Here is a 22,881-nt window from a genome sequence, read left to right as displayed (position 1 = left end):
ATTGCAGACATCCGGCGCTCCGCCAAGGATGGACCACATGACGAAGCGACCCGTGCTCGTCGTCCTCTTCGACGACGTTCAGAGCCTGGATGTCACCGGACCGGTGGAGGTGTTCGCCGGCTCCGCCCGCGCCGCCGGCGGTGACTGCGCCTACCCGATCGTGACCGCCTCGCTCGACGGCGGACCGGTCCGCACCCAGAGCGGTCTACGGCTGCTCCCTGACACGACGCTCGCCGCCGCGGAGCGCCCGCACACCCTGCTCGTCCCCGGAGGCGAGGGCACCCGGCACCCGGACCCCCGGCTGATCGACTGGCTGCACGCCAACGCCCCGGGCGCCGAGCGCCTGGTCTCCGTCTGCACCGGCGCGCTGCTGCTCGCCGAGGCCGGGCTCCTCGACGGCCGACGGGCCACCACCCACTGGGCCGCCTGCGACCACCTCGCCCGCTGCTACCCCGAGGTCGAGGTGGAGGCGGACCCCATCTTCGTCCGCGACGGCAGGCTCGCCACCTCCGCCGGCGTGACCGCGGGCATCGACCTCGCACTCGCGCTCGTGGAGGAGGACCTGGGCCGCGACACCGCGCTGACCGTCGCCCGCCATCTGGTCGTCTTCCTGCGCCGCCCGGGCAACCAGGCGCAGTTCAGCGCCCAGCTCGCCGCCCAGACCGCCCAGCGCGCACCCCTGCGGGACCTCCAGCAGTGGATCACCGAGCATCCCGAAGGGGACCTCTCCGTCGAGGCCCTCGCCGCCCGCGCCCGGCTGTCGCCGCGCCACTTCGCCCGCGCGTTCCAGGCGGAGACCGGCACGACCCCGGGCCGGTACGTCGATCAGGTCCGGCTCGAACACGCGCGCAGACTCCTCGAGGAGACGGCCGACGGCGTCCTCGAGGTCTCCCGCGCCGCCGGCTACGGCACCCCCGAGGCCATGCGCCGGGCCTTCGTCAAAGCCATGGGCACCGCCCCGGCGGACTACCGCCGCCGCTTCCACGCGCCCGTGCCGAACGCACCCGAACCGAACGCACCCGTACCGAACGCATCCGTACCGAACGTTCCGCGGACCACCCGCTGAAAGGGAACCCTCCATGCAGATCGCCGTGCTGCTCTACGACCGCTTCACGACCCTCGACGCCGTCGGCCCCTACGAGCTCCTGGCCCGTATCCCCGGAGCCGAGACCGTGTTCGTCGCCAAGGAGGCGGGCCCGGTCCGCAACGACCAGGGCAGCCTCGCCCTCGTCGCCGACAAGACCCTCGCGGACGTACCGCATCCGGACATCGTCCTGGTCCCCGGCGGCCCGGACTCCCGTCAGGCGATGAACGACCCGGAGATCCTCGACTGGCTCCGTACCGCCGACGCCACCAGCACCTGGACCACCTCGGTGTGCACCGGTTCGCTGATCCTGGGCGCCGCGGGCCTGCTCGACGGCCGCCGGGCCACCACCCACTGGCTCGCCTTCGACGAGCTGCGGGCGGTCGGCGTCGAGCCCACCGGCGAGCGGGTCGTCTTCGACGGCAAGTACGTCACCGCCGCCGGGGTCTCGTCCGGCATCGACATGGCACTGCACCTCATCGGCCGGATCGCGGGAGACGAGGCGGCGCAGACCATCCAGCTGCTGACCGAGTACGACCCGCAGCCGCCCTACGACGCGGGCTCCCCGGAGAAGGCCCCGGCCGAGATCGTCGCCCGCTGGCGCGGCACGGCCACCGAGGACCTCCCCCAGGGCTGAGCCGGCGGCGGCTGCCGGCCCGTGCGGCGAAGCCTCAGACCTCGTACGTGAAGCGGGGCGCGCGGCGCTCCAGGAAGGCGGCGACCCCCTCCGCGGTGTCGCCGCTGCCGCGTGCCTGCTCCGCCCAGTGGGCGTCCCGGTCCGTGCGTCCGTCCGCGAACTCCTTCGCCGCCGCCTGCGTCAGCAGGGAGCGTCCGACCAGGATTCGGGTGAACTCGCCCACGCGCTTGTCCAGTTCGCCGGACGGGAGCACCTCGTCCACCAGGCCGGTGCGCAGCGCCCGTTCCGTGCCGATCAACTCGCCGGAGAAGAGAAGGTACTTGGCGGCCGACGGCCCCACCAGCGCGGTCAGCCGCCGGGTCGAGGGGGAGGGATAGACGATTCCGAGCTTCGACGGGGTGACTCCGAATCGTGAGCCCTCCTCCGCGAACCTCAGATCGCAGGCCGCGGCCAGCTGGCTGCCGCCGCCGATGCAGAAGCCGCGGACGGCGGCGAGCGTCGGCTTGGGGAAGGCGGCGAGCGCCTCCTCGGCACGCACCGCGAGGGACTGCTGCTCGTCGCCCGGCTCCCGCAGCGCGGAGATGTCCGCGCCGGCGCAGAAGGTCTCGCCGTCACCCGTGAGGACCAGCGCGCGGACCGAGGGGTCGGTGGCGAGCGGCGCGAGCAGCTCCGGCAGGGACCGCCACATCGCGGCCGTCATGGCGTTGCGCTTGGCCGGGTTCGAGATGACGACGGTGGCGACCTCGTCGTCGACGACGACCTTCAGCCGCGGTTCGGTGGGCTCCATGCGGCGGATGCTATCCGGGCACCCCGACCGTACGATCAAGAAGGGGGTCCGAGAAGGAGACGCCCATGGCCCGGGATTCCCAGGACGGTTCCTACGACGCGGCGCGCGAGGGCAAGAAGCTGAGCCGTAGTTTCGGCTGGCTCGTCTTCCTCGGAGTCCTGCTCGTCGCCGCCGGAGTCGTCGGTCTGATCTACACCGGTCTCGCCACCCTCACCTCGATGCTGCTCTTCGGCTGGCTGCTGCTCATCGGCGGTGCCGTGGGCCTCCTGCACGCCATCGAGTCGCGCGGCACCAGCTACTTCTGGCTGGCCGTGGTGGTGGCCGCGCTGAACATCGCGGCCGGTGTCGTCGTCATCCGGCACCCGGAGGGGACCGCCGAGGCGCTGACCATGTTCGCCGCCCTGCTCTTCCTGACCGGCGGGGTCTTCCGCCTGGTGGGAAGCGTGGTGGTGCGCGGGCCGCAGTTCGGCTGGACCCTCATCCAGGGGGCTTTCGGTCTCCTCCTCGGTCTGCTGGTCCTCTTCGACTGGCCGGACAGCAGCCGCTACGTCCTCGGGGTCTTCTTCTCCCTGGCCCTGCTCTTCGACGGCCTCGGTCTGATCGCCATCGGTGTCGGGGGCCGGCGGATCGTCGGTATGGTCGCACCACCGGACACCGGCACCGCGCCGGACGCTCCGCGGGCCACACCGCCGGACGGACCGCAGGACAACCCTCCGAAGAGGTCAGAAGAAGGTCAGGAGCAGTCGAACAACTGACGTTGGCATACTCACCCGATCGGAATGCGGTCGATAAGTGTCGACTTCTGGTCAGTAGCCCGGTCCGGACCTGCGCATTACCAAGACTCGACTCGTGGCGACAATCGAGCACGAGGGTGGGAGCCGGACTATGGAGAGCCGCGGGAGCGTCCCCGCACGGCCACCGTCCTACGAAGGGGTCTGGCGCTTCACCGCTCCCGCGGTCGACGTCTCCGTTCCGCAGGCCCGGCACGCCGTACGCGACCTGCTGATCCGTCAGGGTGTACCGGCCCACGAGGACACGGTCCAGGGCCTGCTCCTGATCGTCTCGGAGCTGGTCACCAACGCCGTCAAGCACGCGGCGCTGCTCTCCCCGGAAGTGGCGGTGGAGGTGGCGATCGGCGCGGAGTGGATCCGGGTGTCCGTCGAGGACAACCATCCGTACCGCCCGAAGGCGCTGGAGGCGGACGACCGGCAGACCGGCGGCCGAGGGCTGCTCCTGGTGCGGGAGACCGCCCTGGAGGCCGGCGGTGCCTGCGACGTGGAGCACACGGCGAGCGGCGGAAAGATCATCTGGGCGGCACTGCCCCTGATCCCGCGGCTTCCGGCGCCGGGGTCGGCGCCGGAATCGCTGCCCGCGACCGCGCCCGGGATCACCAGCCCCCGGCCGGACCCGTCAACTCCTTGATCGCCGGACGCGCCGCGTCCAGGACGGTCATGAACCAGGCGGAGAACGGTGCGGCCGCGTGCCGCTCCGTAAGCTCCTCTGCCGTCACGAAGGCGGTGTCCTCGATCTCCTCCGGGTCGGGCCGCAGCTCGGCCTGGACCATGCCGACGAAGAGGTGGTTGTACTCCTGCTCCACCAGGCCCGACGCCGGGTCCGGGTGGTTGTAGCGGACGGTGCCCGCCTCGGCGAGCAGCGAGGGCGAGATCCCCAGCTCCTCGTACGTGCGACGGGCCGCGGCCGCGAACGGCGCCTCGCCCGGGTACGGGTGGCCGCAGCAGGTGTTCGACCAGACACCGGGGGAGTGGTACTTGCCGAGCGCGCGCCGCTGCAGGAGCAGTCGGCCCGACTCGTCGAAGAGGAACACGGAGAACGCCCGGTGCAGCTGGCCCGGCGCCTGGTGGGCGGCGAGCTTCTCCGCCGTACCGATGGTGATGCCGTTCTCGTCGACCAGTTCGAGCATGATCGACGCCTGGGCTGCGGTCGGCTGGACGCCGTTCGACGAGCTGTGAGCCACGCTGGCTGATGTGGTCGGCATAACCGTCCTTCGCTTCGGTCTCGGCCCGGTGGGGCTCCCTCAGTCTGCCGCACAAGAACCACTTGTCCGTACTTGGGCGGCCGGACATGGCCCGCTCCCACCGCACCGGAGTACATCCGGCGCGGCGGGAGCGGGCGGCGTGTCAGACGCCGAAGGCCGCCGGATAGCGGAGCGTGCCCGGCGGGACAGGGCCGGAACCGGCCAGGACGAGCGCCATCATGGCCTCGTCCGGGGCCGCGAAGGACGGCTTGATTCCGTACGCGGACGCCCGTTCGAACCCGAACCTGGGGTAGTACTCCGGGTGCCCGAGCACGAGCACGAGCGACTCCCCGCGCAGCCGCGCCGCGTCGAGGACGGCCCGGACGACGGCCTGCCCGGCCCCTTGCCGCTGGTACGCAGGTGCGACGGAGACCGGAGCGAGCGCCGCCGCCGGAACACCGTCGACATGACACCGGGTGATCAGCGCGTGCGCCGCGACCGAGCCGTCCGGGGCCTCGGCAACGATCGACAGACCGGGCAGCCAGGCCCCGGCGTCCTCGCGGAGGGCGTCGACCAGATCGGCCTCCGCCGTCGACCCGAAGGCCGCCGCGACGAGGTCCCGCACGGCGCGAGCATCGGCCGCGGTCTCCGGCCGCGTCCGCCACCGGTCGTCGGCCGGCCGCAGGACGTAGCCGGCGTAGCCGTACTCGCCGCCGTGGTCACGGCGCATGGCGAGTTCCGCCCGGGTCGAGGCGAGCGCCTCGGCCATCCCGGGAGCGGCCGGGTCCGCGGCGTCGGCCCGCTCGGAGAGCGGTCCGTAGTACTCGTCCCAGTCGCTCTCGGGCTGAGGGACGACGCCGAGGACGTGGTAACCGCCCTCGACGGCCGCGGCGATGTTCTCGCTCCCGGTGCGGAGCGTGTAGTGCTCGTCCCAGAAGGCGCGGGCCTCCTGGCTCGGCTCGTCCACCGTCCACTCGCATTCGGTGAGCACAAGGGTGCCGCCGGGAGAGAGCAGCCGGCGCCAGGAGCGCAGAGCGGTGTCGAAGCCGAGGGCGTAGGCCGAGCTCTCGGCCCAGACGAGATCGAAGGATCCGTCGGGGAACGGCAGCTCACCCATGTCGGCCTTGAGCGTACGGACACGGTCGCCGAGCCCGCGGGCTTCGGCGGCCTGCCGCAGCTCCTCCAGGAACGGCTCGTGCAGATCGACGGCCGTCACCTCGGCCCCGGCCTCGGCGGCCAGGAGCAGTGCGGAACGGCCGGGCCCGCAGCCCAGATCGAGCACGCGCGGTCGGTCGGGGAGCGGACCCGAGAGCGCCAGGAGTCGGCGGGTGGTGGTGTCGGAGCCCGGACCCTGCCGCGGAAGACCGTGGTGCAGGGTGAAGAAGGCGGTGTACAGAGCGTTGTCGGACAACGTGGGAAACCCTTGTGTGTGAGGGCCCCGGCCGACGTGGAACGTCAGGTCAGCCGGAAACCCGGAAGCTGAGGAAGGACCGGGCGCTGCCGCACTGGGCAGCCTCCATCGCGACGGTCATCAACCTCAGCTCCTCTCCACACCTCATGTCTGTCCGAGCAGGCTAGCAGCCGCGGGCAGCGGTCACAGGCAGAGTTTCGCCTCGTGGGCGGCGTGCCCGGCGGGCTCCAGCTGGAAGGTGCAGTGCTCCACGTCGAAGTGGTCGCCCAGGCAGCCCTGCAGCTCGTGCAGCATCTTCTCGTGGCCGACGGCGTCGAGCGCCGCCTGGGACACGACCACATGGGCGGAGAGCACCGGCATTCCGGACGTGATCGTCCAGGCGTGCAGGTCGTGGACGTCCTCGACGCCCGGCAGCGCCAGTATGTGCGCCCGCACCTCGGCCATGTCGACGCCCTTCGGGGCGGACTCCAGCAGGACGTCCAGGGTCTCGCGGAGCAGCTTGACCGTGCGCGGCACGATCATCAGGCCGATGAGGATCGAGGCGATCGGGTCGGCGTACTGCCAGCCGGTGGCCAGGATGATGCCCGCCGAGACGAGGACCGTCACCGAACCGAGCGTGTCCGCCAGCACCTCCAGATAGGCGCCGCGCACATTGAGGCTCTCCTTCTGGCCGCGGACCAGGAGCGAGAGCGAGATCATGTTGGCGACCATGCCGACCAGCGCGAACGCGACGGCCAGTCCGCCCTTGGTCTCGGCCGGCTCGATGAAGCGCTGGATCGCCTCGTACAGCAGATAGGTGCCGACACCGAGCAGCAGGAGACAGTTGGCCAGCGCGGCGAGGATCTCGGCGCGGGCGAAGCCGTAGGTGCGGGTCTGTGTGGGCGGGCGGTTGGCGAAGTGGATGGCGAGCAGCGCCATCGCCAGGCCGACGGCGTCGGTCGCCATGTGGGCCGCGTCGGCGATCAGGGCCAGCGAGTCCGCGACGATGCCGCCGACGATCTCGACCACCATCACGGACAGTGTGATCGCGAGCGCGATCCGCAGCCGGCCACGGTAGGCCGCGGCCGCGGTCCCCGTGGGCGGCGGCCCTCCGTGACTGTGCCCGTGGTCGTGTCCAGCCCCCATGACATGGCCTCCCCGTCGTCTCGTTTCCGGTGCCCGAGCCGCAAGTCAACTACGGGTGGGGGGTATGTGCAACACGGTACTGAAGACCGTTGTCATATCATCTGACCTGCGGTGATGCGGGCCTGATGGGAGGGCGTGCGAGGGTGGGTGCGGGCCGCGGGGGAGCGCGGTTTGTGGGGCGGCCGGTCGATCACCCATGATGATCTCCGTAGGGCATGGCGCACTCGGGCGGAATCGAGTGGGCCCGGGGGAGTCCGCACCGCAAAGCATCGGTGAACTCCCGCCCTCGTTCATCCGATAGCCTCAGCCGACGTGCCGCCGCCCGATGCCGGGCGGAGCCGCCGTGCCCGGGGCGTGCCATAGGGCCCCGCGGGCCCGCCCGTCAGCTCCAAGGAGTGAGTTCGTCTGTCGACCGCCATCCTCACCGGTCCGCCGGTACCCGGATCGTCGCTCGACGGCGATCTGCGGTCGCTGGGCTTCGACGTACGGGTCGCCTCCGGCCCGCAGGACACCGGCGCGCTGCTCGCCGCCGTACCCGCGGGTGAGCGGGTCGCCGTCGTCGACCCTCGTTTCGTCGGACACCTGCACGCCCTGCGGCTGGCCCTCACCGACCCCCGCTTCCCCGCCGCCGCGGCGCCCGGCGCGCTCACCGCGCAGCCCGAGGCCCGTCCGGCGCTCGCCCGCGCGCTGACCGACGCGTACGCCTCGGTACCCGGCGCGCCGGCCGCACCCGCCCCCGCGGCCACCGACGAGAACCTGCCCGACGCGCTCGCCGACGCCCTCGACGCCGACGGCGTCGCCGTGCACCGGCCCACGCTCGGCACGCTCGTCGCCGCGGTGCCGACGGACGCCGAGGCCCGCCACGAGGCCCGCGCCGCGGTCGCCGCCGTCGACGACGAGGCCGTACGACTGCGCTCCGCGGTGAAGGCTCACGACGGCTTCTTCACCACCTTCTGCGTCAGCCCGTACTCGCGCTACATCGCCCGCTGGTGCGCCCGGCGCGGTCTCACTCCGAACCAGGTCACCACGGCCTCGCTGCTCACCGCGCTGATCGCGGCAGGCTGCGCCGCCACCGGCGAGCGCGGCGGCTACATCGCCGCAGGCGTGCTGCTCCTCGTCTCCTTCGTCCTGGACTGCACCGATGGGCAGCTGGCCCGTTACTCCCTGCAGTACTCGACGATGGGCGCCTGGCTCGACGCCACCTTCGACCGCGCGAAGGAGTACGCCTTCTACGCGGGCCTCGCGCTCGGCGCCGCGCGGAACGGCGACGACGTCTGGGCGCTCGCGCTCGGCGCGATGGTCCTGATGACCTGCCGCCATGTCGTGGACTTCTCGTTCAACGAGGCGAACCACGACGCCGCGGCGAACACCAGCCCCACCGCGGCCCTCTCCAGCAAGCTCGACAGCGTCGGCTGGACCGTCTGGGCCCGCCGCATGATCATCCTGCCGATCGGCGAACGCTGGGCCATGATCGCGGTCCTCACCGCCGTCACCACCCCCCGCATCGTCTTCTGGGCCCTGATCGTCGGCTGCGCCTTCGGCGCCTGCTACACCACCGCCGGACGCGTGCTCCGCTCCCTGACCCGCAAGGCGAAGCGGACCGACCGGGCCGCCCAGGCGCTCGCCGACCTGGCGGACACGGGGCCCCTCGGCGAGCTGATCGCCCGGTCGGCGAAGCGGCAGCCGTTCCGGCTGGCCTTCGCCGGGGTCGGCGTCGGCTGCCTCCTCGCCTCGGCGCTGATCGAACCCGTCGGCAGCAAGATCGTCCTCTTCGCGGCCGTCCTGTACGTCGTGATCAGCGGCAGCGTGGTCGCGGAGCCGCTGAAGGGCGCGCTCGACTGGCTGCTCCCGCCGCTCTTCCGGGCCGCCGAGTACGGCACGATCCTGATCCTCGCCGCCCGCTCCGACGTGAACGGCGCCTTGCCCGCGGCTTACGGCCTCGTGGCCGCCGTCGCCTACCATCACTACGACACGGTGTACCGCATTCGCGGCGGCACCGGCGCCCCGCCCGCGTGGCTCGTGCGCACCGTCGGCGGTCACGAGGGCCGCACGCTCCTGGTGACCGTGCTCGCCACCCTGCTGGCGAGCAGCGGCACCGATTTCACCCTGGCGCTCACCGCTCTGGCGGTCGTCGTCGCGCTCGTGGTGCTCGTGGAGTCCATCCGCTTCTGGGTGTCCTCGGGAGCACCCGCCGTACATGACGAAGGAGAAACCGCATGATCGGCCTCGTACTGGCAGCCGGTGCCGGACGGCGTCTGCGCCCCTACACCGACACGCTTCCGAAGGCCCTCGTGCCTGTCGACGGTGACACCACCGTCCTCGACCTCACGCTGAAGAACTTCGCGGAGGTCGGCCTCACCGAGGTCGCCATCGTCGTCGGCTACCGCAAGGAGGCCGTGTACGCGCGCAAGGAGGCCCTGGAGGCCGCCTACGGCGTCTCGATCACCCTGATCGACAACGACAAGGCCGAGGAGTGGAACAACGCGTACTCCCTGTGGTGCGCGCGTGAGGTCCTCAAGCGCGGTGTGATCCTCGCCAACGGCGACACCGTCCACCCCGTCTCCGTCGAGAAGACGCTGCTCGCGGCGCGCGGCGAAGGCCGGCGGATCATCCTCGCCCTCGACACGGTCAAGCGTCTCGCCGACGAGGAGATGAAGGTCGTCGTCGCCGACGGCAAGGGCGTCGAGAAGATCACCAAGCTGATGGACCCGGCCACCGCCACCGGCGAGTACATCGGTGTCACCCTCATCGAGCCCGAGGCCGCCGAGGCGCTCGCCGACGCGCTGAAGGCCACCTTCGAGCGCGATCCCGACCTCTACTACGAGGACGGCTACCAGAAGCTCGCCGACGACGGCTTCATGATCGACGTGGAGCCCATCGGCGACGTCAAGTGGGTCGAGATCGACAACCACGACGACCTCGCGAAGGGCCGTGAGATCGCGTGCCAGTACTGACCCGGCTGATCCCCTCGCCGGTCGTCGTCGACATCCGCCGCGGCGCGATGGAGGACCTCTCCACGCTCCTGGCCGACCAGCGGATCTCCAGCAACGGCCGGATCGCCGTCGCGATCAGCGGCGGCTCGGGCCTGAAGCTGCGCGAGCACTTCGCCCCCGAGCTGCCCGGAGCCGACTGGTACCCCGTCGACGGCGGCACCATCGACGCGGCCGTGAAGCTCGCCGACGCCATAAGGGGCCGGCGCTACGACGCGGTGGTCGCCCTGGGCGGCGGCAAGATCATCGATGTCACCAAGTACGCGGCGGCCCGGGTCGGCCTGCCGCTGGTCGCCATCGCCACGAACCTGTCGCACGACGGAATCTGCTCCCCGGTCTCCACCCTGGACAACGACAACGGGCGCGGCTCGTACGGTGTGCCCACCCCCATCGCGCTGGTCATCGACCTCGACGTGATCCGGGACGCACCCGTGCGCTACGTCCGCTCCGGGATCGGCGACGCGATCTCCAACCTCTCCGCCATCGCGGACTGGGAGCTCTCCCACCGCGAGACCGGTGAGCCGGTCGACGGCCTGGCCGCGGCCATGGCCCGCAGCGCCGGCGAGGCGGTGCTCCGCCACCCCGGCGGCGTCGGCGACGACGACTTCCTCGTCACGCTCTCCGAGGGCCTCGTGATGTCCGGCATCGCCATGTCGATCAGCGGCGACACCCGGCCCTCCTCGGGCGCCTGCCACGAGATCAGCCACGCCTTCGACCTGCTCTTCCCCCAGCGCGCCGCCAGCCACGGCGAGCAGTGCGGCCTCGGCGCCGCCTTCGCGATGCACCTGCGCGGTGCAGCCGAGGGCTCGCTGGGCATCGTCGAGACGCTGCGCCGCCACGGGCTGCCCGTGACGCCCGAGGAGATGGGCTTCAGCGCGGACGAGTTCGTCCGGGCCGTGTCCTTCGCCCCGCAGACCCGTCCCGGCCGCTTCACCATCCTCGAACACCTCGACCTCTCCGACGACCAGATCAGGGACGCGTACGCCGACTATGCCAAGACCATCCGTAGCTGAACTCCGCCCGGTCGTGCACCCGGCGGGTGTGAAGGACCGGCGTAGCGGAGAGCACTGGGGCGGCCGCCTGTACATGCGCGAGATCTCGCTGCGCATCACCCGCCGCCTGGTGACCACGAAGATCACGCCGAACCAGCTGACGTACGTCATGACCCTCTTCGGCGTGCTCGCCGCCCCGGCGCTGCTCGTGCCGGGGATCTGGGGCGCCGTCCTCGGCGTCGTCGCGGTCCAGATGTACCTGCTGCTCGACTGTGTCGACGGCGAGGTCGCCCGCTGGAAGCAGCAGTTCTCGCTCTCCGGCGTCTACCTCGACCGCGTCGGCGCCTACCTGTGCGACGCCGCCGTGCTCGTCGGCTTCGGCCTGCGCGCCGCCGACCTGTGGGGCACCGGCCGCATCGACTGGCTGTGGGCCTTCCTCGGCACGCTCGCGGCGCTCGGCGCCGTCCTGATCAAGGCGGAGACCGACCTCGTCGGTGTCGCTCGCCACCAGGGCGGTCTGCCGCCCGTCAAGGAGGCGGCGAGCGAGCCCCGCTCCTCCGGCATGGCCCTCGCCCGCCGGGCGGCCTCGGCGCTTCAGTTCCACCGCCTGGTCCTCGGTATCGAGGCGTCCCTGCTGATCCTGGTCCTGGCCATCATCGACGCGGTCCAGGGCGGTCTGTTCTTCACCCGGCTCGGTGTCGCGGTGCTCGCGGGCATCGCGCTCCTCCAGACGGTCCTGCACCTGGTGTCGATCCTGGCGTCGAGCCGGCTGAAGTGAGGCCGGGGGACATGACGAGGGCGCGGACGACAGACGAGACGACGACGAGCGCGGGGAGGACGAACGTGACCACGGCGATGAAGCTGGGTGCCGTCATCATCACGATGGGCAACCGGCCCGACGACCTGCGCGCGCTGCTGGAATCGGTGGCCAAGCAGGAGGGCGACCCGGTCGAGGTCGTCGTCGTCGGCAACGGTGCCCCCGTGACGGGAGTGCCGGACGGCGTCCACACCATCGACCTGCCCGAGAACCTCGGCATCCCCGGCGGCCGTAACGTCGGCATCGAGGCGTTCGGCCCCGGCGGCCCCTGCGGACCCGTCGACGCCCTGCTCTTCCTGGACGACGACGGACTGCTGGACCGTACGGACACCGCCGAGCTGATCCGCCAGGCCTTCACCGCCGATCCGAGGCTGGGGATCATCAGCTTCCGGATCGCGGACCCCGAGACCGGTCTCACCCAGCGCCGGCACGTCCCGCGGCTGCGCGCCTCCGACCCGATGCGGTCCTCGCGCGTGACCACCTTCCTCGGCGGCGCGAACGCAGTGCGTACACAGGTCCTCACCGAAGTCGGCGGACTGCCGGACGAGTTCTTCTACGCGCACGAGGAAACCGATCTCGCCTGGCGGGCGCTCGACGCCAACTGGATGATCGACTACCGTTCCGACATGGTGCTGCTCCACCCCACCACGCCACCGTCCCGGCACGCGACGTACCACTACAACGTGGCCCGCAACCGGGTATGGCTGGCCCGGCGCAACCTCCCCGCTCTGCTCGTCCCGGTCTACCTCGGTGTCTGGCTGCTGCTGACCCTCGCACGGCGCCCCTCCGGCCCCGCCCTCAAGGCGTGGATCGGCGGTTTCCGGGAAGGCTGGGCCACCCCCTGCGGACCGCGCCGGCCCATGAAATGGCGTACGGTGTGGCGGCTGACCCGACTGGGACGCCCGCCCGTCGTCTGACACGTGGTGCCCGACCTGCCGCGCATCTGAATACGAAAGTTTCGACCTGTGAGTGACACAACCCACGACGGTGCGGTCGCGACCAGCGCCCCGCCATCCGCCGACGACGGCCTGCCCCCGGCCGAGCTGGCCGCGAAATACGGTCTGTCGGTCAGCGGCGCCCGGCCCGGGTTCTTCGAGTACATCCGTCAGCTCTGGGGGCGGCGCCACTTCATCCTCGCCTTCTCCTCGGCGAAGCTGACGGCGCAGTACAGCCAGGCGAAGCTCGGCCAGCTCTGGCAGGTCGCGACCCCCCTGCTCAACGCGCTGGTCTACTTCCTGATCTTCGGACTGATCCTGGACGCCGGCCGGGGCATGGAGACCAAGGTCTACATCCCCTTCCTGGTGACCGGCATCTTCGTGTTCACCTTCACGCAGAGCTCGGTCATGGCGGGCGTACGGGCGATCGCGGGCAACCTCGGACTCGTCCGGGCCCTGCACTTCCCGCGGGCCTCGCTGCCCATCTCGTTCGCGCTGCAGCAGCTCCAGCAGCTGCTCTTCTCGATGATCGTGCTGGCCGCGGTCGCGATCGCCTTCGGCAGCTACCCCTCGCTGAGCTGGCTGCTGCTGATCCCCGCGCTGTTCCTGCAGTTCGTCTTCAACATCGGTCTGGCCATGATCATGGCGAGGATGGGCTCCAAGACCCCCGACCTCGCCCAGCTCATGCCGTTCGTCATGCGCACGTGGATGTACGCGTCCGGCGTGATGTTCTCCATCCCGGTGATGCTCGCGGACAAGCCGGCCTGGATCGCCGACGTGCTCATGTACAACCCGGCCGCCGTCTACATGGACCTGATCCGCTTCGCGCTGATCGACGGTTACGGCGCCGAGAACCTGCCCTCGCACGTCTGGGCGACCGCCCTCGGCTGGGCCCTGGCCGTCGGCATCGGCGGCTTCGTCTACTTCTGGAAGGCCGAGGAGAGGTACGGCCGTGGCTGACCCCACCCTGGGACGTGTTCCCACCGTCATCGCCGACGACGTCCACATCGTCTACCGGGTCAACACCGGTGGCGGCGGCAAGGGCAGCGCCACCGCGGCCCTGAGCCGGATGCTCGGCCGCGGCAAGGCCGAGGTCACCCGCGGCGTCCGCAAGGTGCACGCCGTGCGCGGCGTCACCTTCACCGCGTACCGCGGCGAGGCCATCGGCCTCATCGGCAGCAACGGATCCGGCAAGTCGACCCTGCTGCGCGCCATCGCCGGCCTGCTCCCCACCGAGAGCGGCAAGGTGTACACCGACGGTCAGCCCTCGCTCCTCGGCGTCAACGCGGCGCTCATGAACGACCTGACCGGTGAGCGCAACGTGATACTCGGCGGCCTCGCCATGGGAATGAGCAGGGAAGAGATCCGCGAGCGCTACCAGGGGATCGTCGACTTCTCGGGCATCAACGAGAAGGGCGACTTCATCAGCCTGCCCATGCGGACGTACTCCTCCGGCATGGGCGCCCGGCTCCGCTTCGCCATCGCGGCCGCCAAGAACCACGACGTCCTCATGATCGACGAGGCGCTCGCGACCGGTGACCGCAAGTTCCAGATCCGGTCCGAGCAGCGCATCCGGGAGCTCCGCAAGGAGGCCGGCACGGTCTTCCTGGTCAGCCACAGCAACAAGTCGATCAGGGACACCTGCGACCGGGTCCTGTGGCTGGAGAAGGGCGAGCTCCTCATGGACGGACCCACCGAGGAAGTCCTGCGGGCGTACGAGCGCGAGACCGCGAGGTAGCACCCGAACCGCATACGAAGGCCCCCGCCGGTCCCGGCGGGGGCCTCCGTGCGCCCCGGGCCGGGCCCCGGCCCTCACCTGGAATGTTCATGCGGTCAACATCGGGCAGGATGAGCGCATGGCAGCGATCTCGGGGGGAAAGTCCTACCACCACGGCGATCTGCGCAACGCGCTGATCTGCGCCGCCGTCGACCTCGCCACCGAGGGCGGCCCCGAGCGCGTCGTGCTGCGCGAGGCGGCCCGCAGGGTCGGCGTCTCGCCCACCGCCGCCTACCGGCACTTCGACGGCCAGGGCGAGCTGCTCAGAGCCGTCAAGATCCACGCCCAGCGGGCGCTCGCCGAGTCCATGGAGCGTGCCGCCGCCCGAGCCCCGGGCGCCGACGACCCCACCGTCGCCGCGGAGCGACGCCTCGCCGCCCTCGGCCGCGGCTACGTCGGCTTCGCCGTGGACCAGCCCGGCCTCTACCGGGCGGCCTTCTGCACCCCGCGCGCGGCCTGTGGCGACGCCTGGGCGCCCCCCGGCCGCCCGGCCGAACCCGAACCCGAGATCCGCGCGTTCGCCCTGCTCACGGACGCCCTGAACGCCCTGGCCGGGGCGGGCCGCAGCCCGCGCCGCGCCCGCCCCGCCGCCGAGGCCGCCGCGTGGTCGGCCGTACACGGACTGTCACTCCTGCTGCTCGACGGCCCGCTCGGCCGCCTCCCGGAGCAGCGTCGCGCCGACGTCGTCGAGTCCACCCTCGCCCTGATGGTCTCCGGCGCCCGCGCCGACTGACGGCCCGGCGGAATGTGAACTACCGCTCCCTGTAGGGGGGTTGACGTGACCTGCGATGTTTTCGCGCGGGGCCGGGCACCCCGACGAGGCACTCGGCGTTGTACAACGTAAGCTGTACCGGTGCTGATTCGTGGCAAGTGGGGCGATAACCCCTAGGCATCCCGGCCGTCATGCGGTGAGCCCCCCGGGGAGGACCGGTGGCGTGTCCGAAATAGGATGGATTGGATCGGCAGTGTAGAACAGGAGATATGACGGCCATGACGCGAAATCTCCAGCTCCACGAGGGTGTCGCCGTCCCCGCGTCGGGCAGCGGCCAGTGACGCCGACCCGACAGGTACGCCCCGACGCCTCCTCCCGCGCCACGCTCGACAAGGCCGCGGACGAGAACTTCCCCGTGGCGCCGTTCTTCCTGCCGCGCGCCTGGCGCGACGACCTCATGGCCGTCTACGGCTACGCCCGGCTCGTCGACGACATCGGCGACGGCGACCTCGCCCCCGGCGGAGCCGACGCCCGCCACCTCGGCGTCGCCCCCGAACGGGCCGAGGACCGGCTCGTCCTGCTCGACGCCTTCGAGGCCGACCTCCTGCGGGTCTTCGACGGCACCCCCCGCCACCCCCTGCTCCGCGCCCTCCAGCCCACCGTACGGAGCCGCGCCCTCACCCCCGAGCCGTTCCTCGGCCTGATCGAGGCCAACCGCCAGGACCAGGTCGTACGCCGCTACGAGACCTACGACGACCTCGTGGCGTACTGCGAACTCTCCGCGAACCCCGTCGGACGGCTCGTCCTCGGGATCACCGGGACCGCCACCCCCGAGCGCATCCGCCGCTCCGACGCCGTCTGCACCGCCCTGCAGATCGTCGAACACCTCCAGGACGTCGCCGAGGACCTCGGCCGCGACCGGATCTACCTGCCCGCCGAGGACATGAAGCGCTTCCATGTCACCGAGGACGACCTGGCCCGGCAGACCGCGAACGCGTCCGTACGCGCCCTGATCGCCTTCGAGGCGGCGCGCGCCCGCGACCTGCTCGACGACGGCATCCCGCTGGTGGGCAGCGTGCACGGCAGGCTGCGGCTGCTGCTCACCGGCTTCACGGCCGGCGGACGCGCGGCCCTCGGCGCCGTCGCCGCCGCCGGAGGCGGGTTCGACGTCCTGGCGGGGTCGCCCAGGCCCACCAAACCGAGTCTGATGCGGGAAGCGGGATCGATTTTGCTCAGAGCGCGGAGAGAGGGGTGAGCCGGACCGTGGAGGGACAGACGGAGACGTCCGCGCCGGTACAGGCCGCGTACAGCTACTGCGAGGCCGTCACCGGACAGCAGGCCCGCAACTTCGCCTACGGGATCCGGCTCCTGCCGACCGAGAAGCGACAGGCCATGTCCGCGCTGTACGCGTTCTCACGGCGCGTGGACGACATCGGCGACGGCACGCTCGCCCCCGACGCCAAGCGGGACCGCCTCGAAGCGACCCGCGCGCTCCTGGACCGGATCCGGCAGGGCGGGGTCGACGAGGACGACACCGATCCCGTCGCCGTGGCCCTCGCCGACGCCTCCCGGCGCTTCCCGATCCCGCTCGGCGGGCTCGACGAGCTCATCGACGGCGTCCTGATGGACGTACGCGGCGAGACCTACGAGACCTGGGACGACCTCAAGGTCTACTGCCGCTGCGTCGCGGGAGCCATCGGGCGGCTCTCGCTCGGCGTCTTCGGCACCCAGCCCGGCGCGCAGGGCGTCGAACGCGCCCCCGAGTACGCCGACACGCTCGGGCTCGCCCTCCAGCTCACCAACATCCTCCGGGACGTACGCGAGGACGCCGGCAACGGACGCACCTACCTGCCCGCCGACGACCTCGCCAAGTTCGGCTGCGGCGAGGGGTTCGTGAGCGAGACCCCGCCCGCCGGCGCCGACTTCACCGGCCTCGTCCACTTCGAAGTCCGCCGAGCCCGCGCCCTGTTCGCCGAGGGATACCGGCTCCTGCCCATGCTCGACCGGCGCAGCGGCGCCTGCGTCGCCGCGATGGCCGGGATCTACCGCCGCCTCCTCGACCGGATCGAGCGCGACCCGGAGGCGGTGCTGCGCGGTCGCGTCTCGCTGCCCGGCCGCGAGAAGGCGTACGTCGCCGTGCGCGGCCTCTCCGGGCTCGACACCCGGCACATCTCCCGACGGGTCGTCAGGAGGCGTGCCTGATGCGCGCGTACGATCCCGGACACCGGGCAACCCGGCGGCGCCCCGCGGCGTCCCTGACTGCGACCATCCGAGGGGAGGCCTCGTGACCACCGACGGCATCACCCCGCACCGCGCGGCCGGCGGCGAGTCCGCCGTCGTCATCGGCGGCGGACTCGCCGGGATCACCGCCGCGCTCCAACTGGCCGACGCCGGACTGCGCGTCACACTCCTCGAAGGCCGGCCACGGCTGGGCGGGCTCGCGTTCTCCTTCCGGCGCGGCGAGCTCACCGTCGACAACGGTCAGCACGTCTACCTGCGCTGCTGCACCGCCTACCGGTGGTTCCTCGACCGCGTCGAAGGCGCCCGCCTCGCGCCCCTCCAGGACCGGCTCGACGTGCCCGTCCTCGACGTCGCCCACCCCCGCGGCCCCCGCCTCGGACGGCTGCGCCGCACCAGCCTGCCCGTACCGCTGCACCTCGCCCGGAGCCTGGCGACCTATCCGCACCTCTCCCTCGCCGAGCGGGCGAGCGTCGGCCGCGCCGCCCTCGCGCTCAAGGGGCTCGACCCCGCCGACCCCGCCCTCGACGGCATCGACTTCGCCACCTGGCTCGGCCGCCACGGCCAGTCCCCGCGCGCGGTCGAGGCCCTGTGGGACCTGGTCGGCGTCGCCACCCTCAACGCCACCGCGCCGCACGCCTCCATGGGCCTGGCCGCCATGGTCTTCAAGACCGGTCTGCTCTCCGAACCGGGCGCCGCCGACATCGGCTGGGCACACGTCCCCCTCGGCGAGCTCCACGACACCCTCGCCCGCAAGGCCCTCGACTCCCTCGGTGTACGGACCGAACTGCGGACCAAGGCCGAGCGGATCACCCGTACCGAAGACGGCCGCTGGAGCGTGGAGGTGCCGGGGGAGACCCTCGAGGCCGACGCCGTCGTCCTCGCCGTGCCGCAGCGCGAGACCCACGAGCTGATCCCCGAGGGCGCCCTCGACGACCCCGACCGGCTCCTCGACATCGGCACCGCGCCCATCCTCAACGTGCACGTCGTCTACGACCGCAAGGTGCTCAAGCAGCCCTTCTTCACCGCGCTCGGCTCCCCGGTGCAGTGGGTCTTCGACCGCACCGACTCCTCCGGTCTGCTGAGGGGCGGGCCCGAAGGGCCCTCGGACACGGGTGGCGGGCGACGGGCGGGACAGTACCTGGCCGTCTCCCAGTCCGCCGCCCAGGACGAGATCGACACGCCCGTCGCCGAGCTGCGCGAGCGCTACCTCCCGGAGCTGGAGCGCCTGCTGCCCGCGGCACGCGGCGCCGGGATCCGGGACTTCTTCGTCACCCGGGAGCGGACAGCGACGTTCGCCCCCACCCCGGGCGTCGGCCGGCTCCGCCCCGCCGCCCGCACCCACGCCCCCGGCCTGTATCTGGCCGGCGCTTGGACCGCCACCGGCTGGCCCGCGACCATGGAGGGTGCCGTCCGCAGTGGTTTCAGCGCCGCGGGCGCCGTGCTCTCCGCCCTCGGCCGCCGCCATGAACATCCGCTGCAGGAGGCGGCATGAGTGTGAGTACTGGAACAAGAGGAGAGACCGTGCCGACTGTGCCCCCGGTGAACCCGGCCGTCGACACCGCCGACGTCACCGCTCTGCTGGAGCGCGGGCGGACCCTGTCCACCCCCGTCCTGCGGGCGGCCGTCGACCGGCTCGCCCCGCCCATGGACACCGTTGCCGCCTACCACTTCGGCTGGATCGACGCGCAGGGCAACCCCACCGAGGGAGACAGCGGCAAGGCCGTCCGGCCCGCGCTCGCGCTGCTCTCCGCCGAGGCCGCGGGCGTCGCCCCCGAGGTCGGCGTCCCCGGCGCCGTCGCCGTGGAGCTGGTCCACAACTTCTCGCTGCTGCACGACGACCTCATGGACGGCGACGAGCAGCGGCGCCACCGCGACACCGTCTGGAAGGTGCACGGCCCCGCGCAGGCGATCCTCGTCGGCGACGCGCTCTTCGCGCTCGCCAACGAGCTGCTGCTCGAACTCGGCACCGTCGAGGCCGGCCGCGCCACCCGCCGGCTGACCACCGCCACCCGCAAGCTCATCGACGGACAGGCACAGGACATCTCGTACGAGCACCGCGAGCGGGTCACCGTCGAGGAGTGCCTGGAGATGGAGGGCAACAAGACCGGTGCCCTGCTCGCCTGCGCCGTCTCCATCGGCGCCGTCCTCGGCGGCGCCGACGACCGCACGGCCGACAAGCTGGAGGAGTACGGCTACCACCTCGGCCTCGCCTTCCAGGCCGTCGACGACCTGCTCGGCATCTGGGGCGACCCGGAGGCCACCGGCAAGCAGACCTGGAGCGACCTGCGCCAGCGCAAGAAGTCCCTGCCCGTCGTCGCCGCCCTCGCGGCCGGCGGCCCGGCCTCCGAGCGGCTGGGCGAACTGCTCGCCGCCGACGCCAAGAGCAGCGACTTCGACTCCTTCTCCGAGGAGGAGTTCGCCACCCGCGCGGCCCTCATCGAGGAGGCCGGCGGGCGCGAGTGGACTTCCGAGGAGGCCCGCCGCCAGCACACCATCGCCATCCGGGCCCTGCACGAGGTGGACATGCCCGAGCGCGTCCGGGCCCAGCTCACCGCGCTCGCCGACTTCGTCGTCGTACGGAAGAGATGATCACCATCACCCTGATATGAGTGCGCAGTCGCCGGCCGGTGCCACCGGGCATCGGCCGACGGCAGACCCGAAGAAGCAGAAGTATTCGACTGCACGAAGGGGAAGCCATGACAGCGACGACCGACGGAAGCGCCGGGGCCGTGGGCCCCCGGGCAGCCGCGGCCAGCGACACCACCACAACCACCACCGCGCCGGCGACCGGCCTCGACGAGGCCGCGAGACGGGCCGCGGAACGCTCCATCGACCATCTCCTCGGCCTCCAGGACGCCGAAGGCTGGTGGAAGGGCGACCTGGAGACCAACGTCACCATGGACGCCGAGGACCTCCTCCTGCGCCAGTTCCTCGGCATCCTGGACGCGGAGACCACCCGGGCCGCCGCCCTGTTCATCCGCGGCGAGCAGCGCGAGGACGGCGCCTGGGCCACCTTCTACGGCGGACCCGGCGAGCTCTCCGCCACGATCGAGGCGTATGTGGCGCTGCGCCTCGCCGGGGACCTGCCCGAGGCCCCCCACATGGCCCGCGCCGCCGCCTGGATCCGCGAGCGGGGCGGGATCGCCGCCGCCCGGGTCTTCACCCGGATCTGGCTCGCCCTCTTCGGCTGGTGGAAGTGGGACGACCTGCCTGAGCTGCCGCCCGAGCTGATCTTCCTGCCGAAGTGGTTCCCGCTCAACATCTACGACTTCGGCTGCTGGGCCCGGCAGACCATCGTGCCGCTCACGGTGGTCTCCGCCAAGCGGCCGGTACGGCCCGCTCCCTTCCCGCTGGACGAACTGCACACCGACCCGGCCCACCCGAACCCGGTCAAGCCCTCCGCTTCGGTGGCGAGTTGGGACGGTGCCTTCCAGCGGCTCGACAAGGCGCTCCACCTCTACCACAAGGTCGCCCCGCGCACGCTGCGCAAGGCCGCCATGAACGTGGCAGCCCGCTGGATCGTCGAGCGCCAGGAGAACGACGGCTGCTGGGGCGGGATCCAGCCTCCCGCGGTCTATTCGGTGATCGCCCTGCACCTGCTGGGCTACGACCTGGGGCACCCAGTCATGCGGGCGGGCCTGGAGTCCCTCGACCGCTTCGCCGTGTGGCGCGAGGACGGCGCGCGCATGATCGAGGCCTGCCAGTCGCCCGTCTGGGACACCTGTCTGGCCACCATCGCCCTCGCCGACGCGGGCCTCCCGGCCGACCACCCGGCCCTCGTGCGGGCCGCCGACTGGATGCTCGGCGAGGAGATCGTCCGGCCCGGTGACTGGGCCGTCCGCCGGCCCGGACTGCCCCCGGGCGGCTGGGCGTTCGAGTTCCACAACGACAACTACCCGGACATCGACGACACCGCCGAGGTCATCCTCGCCCTCCGCCGCGTCCGGCACCCCGACCCCAGCCGGGTCGAGTCGGCCATCGCCCGCGGCGCGCGCTGGACCCTCGGCATGCAGTCGAGGAACGGCGCGTGGGCCGCCTTCGACGCCGACAACACCAGTCCCTTCCCCAACCGGCTGCCGTTCTGCGACTTCGGCGAGGTCATCGACCCGCCATCGGCCGACGTCACCGCCCACGTGGTGGAGATGCTCGCCCACGAGGGCAAGGCCCACCACCCCCGTACCCGCAGGGGAATCGAGTGGCTGCTCGCCGAACAGGAGCCGAACGGAGCCTGGTTCGGACGCTGGGGGGTCAACTACGTGTACGGGACGGGCTCGGTGGTCCCGGCGCTCACCGCCGCCGGTCTGCCCCGCTCCCACCCCGCGATCCGCCGGGCCGTCGCCTGGCTGGAGTCCGTACAGAACGAGGACGGCGGCTGGGGCGAGGACCTGCGCTCGTACAAGGAGCAGGCCTGGATCGGGCACGGCGCCTCGACCGCCTCACAGACCGCCTGGGCGCTGCTCGCCCTGCTCGCCGCCGGTGTCCGTGACTCCAAGGCCGTGGAGCGGGGCGTCGCCTGGCTCGCCGGGACGCAGCGCCCGGACGGCTCCTGGGACGAGCCGTACTTCACCGGGACCGGCTTCCCCTGGGACTTCTCCATCAACTACCACCTCTACCGGCAGGTGTTCCCGCTCACGGCGCTGGGCCGCTACGTGAACGGTGAACCGGCTGTCTCCAGGGAGGGCTGATGGGCGAAGAGCCGGGGCCCTCGGCCGGCTCCTCCGCGCCGCTGCTGGTCGCCTGCGCGCTCGGCATCGAGCAACTCGCCCTGCGCAGCGGCGAGCGCGGCGGCGCGCCCGGCGCGTTCACCGTCGTCCGTACGGGCATGGGCCCGGGCCACGCCCGAAGGACCGTGGCCCGGGTGCTGGGGCAGGAGCCCTGGCGGGACGCCGTCGTCATCGCCGCCGGCTTCTGCGCCGGTCTCGCTCCCGGAATGCACCCCGGGGATCTGATCGTCGCCGACGAGACCCGTGGCGGGCCAGAAGGACCCGACGGCGCCACGCCCGGGGGCGCCGGGAGCGCCGGGCCCGGGGGTACCACGGCCTGTACCGGGACAGAACTCCTGGTGAAGGCCCTGACCCGGACGCTGCCCGGGCGGACCGTCCACACCGGCCCGCTGGCCGGCTCCGACCACGTCGTGCGCGGCCACGAGCGCGCCGAGCTGCGGGCCACCGGCGCCATCGCGGTGGACATGGAGTCCGCCGCCACGCTCCGTACGGCGCTGGACGCCGGGCCCCGTCCGGTTGCGGCCGTACGGGTGGTCGTGGACGCTCCAGAACATGAACTGGTCCGGATCGGCACGGTACGCGGTGGAATATCGGCTTTCCGTGTTCTTCGTGCCGTCCTTCCCGCATTCTTCGAATGGCACCGTTCTTTGCTGCTCCCCAGGAGGTGAGCGAGT

At 72.0% G+C, this 22,881-nt stretch carries 22 protein-coding genes; 18 read left to right on the top strand and 4 right to left on the bottom strand.

Annotation, left to right across the window (positions count from 1 at the left end; genetic code table 11):
- Positions 1-37 precede the first annotated feature (37 nt).
- Both ACFY8U_RS03670 and ACFY8U_RS03665 read left to right on the top strand, forming a co-directional pair.
- On the top strand, positions 38-1,066 hold the full coding sequence (locus ACFY8U_RS03670) for a GlxA family transcriptional regulator (protein ID WP_389565121.1): 1,029 nt from the start codon (positions 38-40) through the stop codon (positions 1,064-1,066).
- Between the two features lie 13 nt (positions 1,067-1,079).
- Positions 1,080-1,721 carry a DJ-1/PfpI family protein gene (locus ACFY8U_RS03665; RefSeq protein ID WP_389565118.1) on the top strand — a complete coding sequence of 214 codons (642 nt, stop codon included), beginning with the start codon at positions 1,080-1,082 and terminating at the stop codon, positions 1,719-1,721.
- A gap of 34 nt (positions 1,722-1,755) precedes the next feature.
- Here ACFY8U_RS03665 and ACFY8U_RS03660 read toward each other — a convergent pair whose 3' ends face one another.
- On the bottom strand, positions 1,756-2,508 hold the full coding sequence (locus ACFY8U_RS03660; protein WP_389565115.1) for an enoyl-CoA hydratase/isomerase family protein: 753 nt from the start codon (positions 2,506-2,508) through the stop codon (positions 1,756-1,758).
- Between the two features lie 65 nt (positions 2,509-2,573).
- Here ACFY8U_RS03660 and ACFY8U_RS03655 point away from each other — a divergent pair, with 65 nt between their 5' ends.
- On the top strand, positions 2,574-3,263 hold the full coding sequence (locus ACFY8U_RS03655; RefSeq protein ID WP_389565112.1) for an HdeD family acid-resistance protein: 690 nt from the start codon (positions 2,574-2,576) through the stop codon (positions 3,261-3,263).
- 130 nt (positions 3,264-3,393) lie between these two features.
- Positions 3,394-3,930 carry an ATP-binding protein gene (locus ACFY8U_RS03650; RefSeq protein WP_389565110.1) on the top strand — a complete coding sequence of 179 codons (537 nt, stop codon included), beginning with the start codon at positions 3,394-3,396 and terminating at the stop codon, positions 3,928-3,930.
- Here ACFY8U_RS03650 and idi read toward each other — a convergent pair.
- The 3 genes from idi to ACFY8U_RS03635 all read right to left on the bottom strand — a co-directional run bounded on the left by idi (position 3,896) and on the right by ACFY8U_RS03635 (position 7,019).
- Positions 3,896-4,504, bottom strand: coding sequence for an isopentenyl-diphosphate Delta-isomerase (idi, locus tag ACFY8U_RS03645; RefSeq protein WP_361594859.1), 609 nt, complete (start codon positions 4,502-4,504; stop codon positions 3,896-3,898). The genes ACFY8U_RS03650 and idi overlap by 35 nt on opposite strands.
- A 142-nt stretch (positions 4,505-4,646) precedes the next feature.
- Positions 4,647-5,894 (bottom strand): GNAT family N-acetyltransferase, encoded by a 1,248-nt coding sequence (locus ACFY8U_RS03640; protein ID WP_389565107.1) that lies wholly within the window; start codon positions 5,892-5,894, stop codon positions 4,647-4,649.
- 183 nt (positions 5,895-6,077) lie between these two features.
- Complete coding sequence (locus ACFY8U_RS03635; RefSeq protein ID WP_389565105.1) at positions 6,078-7,019, bottom strand: cation diffusion facilitator family transporter; 942 nt, start codon at positions 7,017-7,019, stop codon at positions 6,078-6,080.
- 405 nt (positions 7,020-7,424) lie between these two features.
- Here ACFY8U_RS03635 and ACFY8U_RS03630 point away from each other — a divergent pair, with 405 nt between their 5' ends.
- From ACFY8U_RS03630 to ACFY8U_RS03565, 14 genes are all read left to right on the top strand, one after another.
- Complete coding sequence (locus ACFY8U_RS03630) at positions 7,425-9,239, top strand: DUF5941 domain-containing protein (RefSeq protein WP_389566141.1); 1,815 nt, start codon at positions 7,425-7,427, stop codon at positions 9,237-9,239.
- The gene (locus ACFY8U_RS03625) at positions 9,236-9,973 is read left to right on the top strand and encodes a phosphocholine cytidylyltransferase family protein (RefSeq protein ID WP_361666821.1); all 738 of its coding nucleotides are present in this window, start codon (positions 9,236-9,238) and stop codon (positions 9,971-9,973) included. Before ACFY8U_RS03630 ends, ACFY8U_RS03625 begins: the two co-directional genes overlap by 4 nt.
- The gene (locus tag ACFY8U_RS03620; RefSeq protein ID WP_361440289.1) at positions 9,961-11,022 is read left to right on the top strand and encodes an iron-containing alcohol dehydrogenase family protein; all 1,062 of its coding nucleotides are present in this window, start codon (positions 9,961-9,963) and stop codon (positions 11,020-11,022) included. Before ACFY8U_RS03625 ends, ACFY8U_RS03620 begins: the two co-directional genes overlap by 13 nt.
- Positions 11,000-11,779: a CDP-alcohol phosphatidyltransferase family protein gene (locus ACFY8U_RS03615; RefSeq protein ID WP_389565100.1), complete on the top strand. Its 780-nt coding sequence runs from the start codon at positions 11,000-11,002 to the stop codon at positions 11,777-11,779. The genes ACFY8U_RS03620 and ACFY8U_RS03615 overlap by 23 nt, the downstream gene beginning before the upstream one ends.
- Before the next feature lie 77 nt (positions 11,780-11,856).
- The gene (locus tag ACFY8U_RS03610; RefSeq protein WP_361440711.1) at positions 11,857-12,735 is read left to right on the top strand and encodes a glycosyltransferase; all 879 of its coding nucleotides are present in this window, start codon (positions 11,857-11,859) and stop codon (positions 12,733-12,735) included.
- 48 nt (positions 12,736-12,783) lie between these two features.
- Positions 12,784-13,713 (top strand): ABC transporter permease, encoded by a 930-nt coding sequence (locus ACFY8U_RS03605; protein WP_389565097.1) that lies wholly within the window; start codon positions 12,784-12,786, stop codon positions 13,711-13,713.
- On the top strand, positions 13,706-14,491 hold the full coding sequence (locus ACFY8U_RS03600) for an ABC transporter ATP-binding protein (RefSeq protein ID WP_361440282.1): 786 nt from the start codon (positions 13,706-13,708) through the stop codon (positions 14,489-14,491). Before ACFY8U_RS03605 ends, ACFY8U_RS03600 begins: the two co-directional genes overlap by 8 nt.
- A 118-nt stretch (positions 14,492-14,609) precedes the next feature.
- A complete protein-coding gene (locus ACFY8U_RS03595) occupies positions 14,610-15,263 on the top strand; it encodes a TetR/AcrR family transcriptional regulator (protein ID WP_389565093.1) in 654 nt (217 codons plus the stop codon).
- 316 nt (positions 15,264-15,579) lie between these two features.
- Positions 15,580-16,497: a squalene synthase HpnC gene (gene hpnC, locus ACFY8U_RS03590; RefSeq protein ID WP_389565091.1), complete on the top strand. Its 918-nt coding sequence runs from the start codon at positions 15,580-15,582 to the stop codon at positions 16,495-16,497.
- Entirely contained in the window at positions 16,494-17,444 is a 951-nt protein-coding gene (hpnD, locus tag ACFY8U_RS03585) for a presqualene diphosphate synthase HpnD (RefSeq protein WP_389565088.1), read from the top strand. Before hpnC ends, hpnD begins: the two co-directional genes overlap by 4 nt.
- Before the next feature lie 82 nt (positions 17,445-17,526).
- A complete protein-coding gene (hpnE, locus tag ACFY8U_RS03580; protein WP_389565085.1) occupies positions 17,527-18,975 on the top strand; it encodes a hydroxysqualene dehydroxylase HpnE in 1,449 nt (482 codons plus the stop codon).
- The gene (locus ACFY8U_RS03575; protein ID WP_361594876.1) at positions 18,972-20,072 is read left to right on the top strand and encodes a polyprenyl synthetase family protein; all 1,101 of its coding nucleotides are present in this window, start codon (positions 18,972-18,974) and stop codon (positions 20,070-20,072) included. Before hpnE ends, ACFY8U_RS03575 begins: the two co-directional genes overlap by 4 nt.
- Before the next feature lie 107 nt (positions 20,073-20,179).
- Positions 20,180-22,168 (top strand): squalene--hopene cyclase, encoded by a 1,989-nt coding sequence (gene shc / locus ACFY8U_RS03570; RefSeq protein WP_389565082.1) that lies wholly within the window; start codon positions 20,180-20,182, stop codon positions 22,166-22,168.
- Positions 22,168-22,875, top strand: coding sequence for a 1-hydroxy-2-methyl-2-butenyl 4-diphosphate reductase (locus ACFY8U_RS03565; protein WP_389565079.1), 708 nt, complete (start codon positions 22,168-22,170; stop codon positions 22,873-22,875). Before shc ends, ACFY8U_RS03565 begins: the two co-directional genes overlap by 1 nt.
- Positions 22,876-22,881 lie beyond the last annotated feature (6 nt).

The organism is Streptomyces sp. NPDC012508, from assembly GCF_042902595.1.
Taxonomy (GTDB): Bacteria; Actinomycetota; Actinomycetes; order Streptomycetales; family Streptomycetaceae; genus Streptomyces.
Note: the sequence above shows the minus strand (reverse complement) of the source record. Positions and strands in the feature narration are given on the sequence as shown.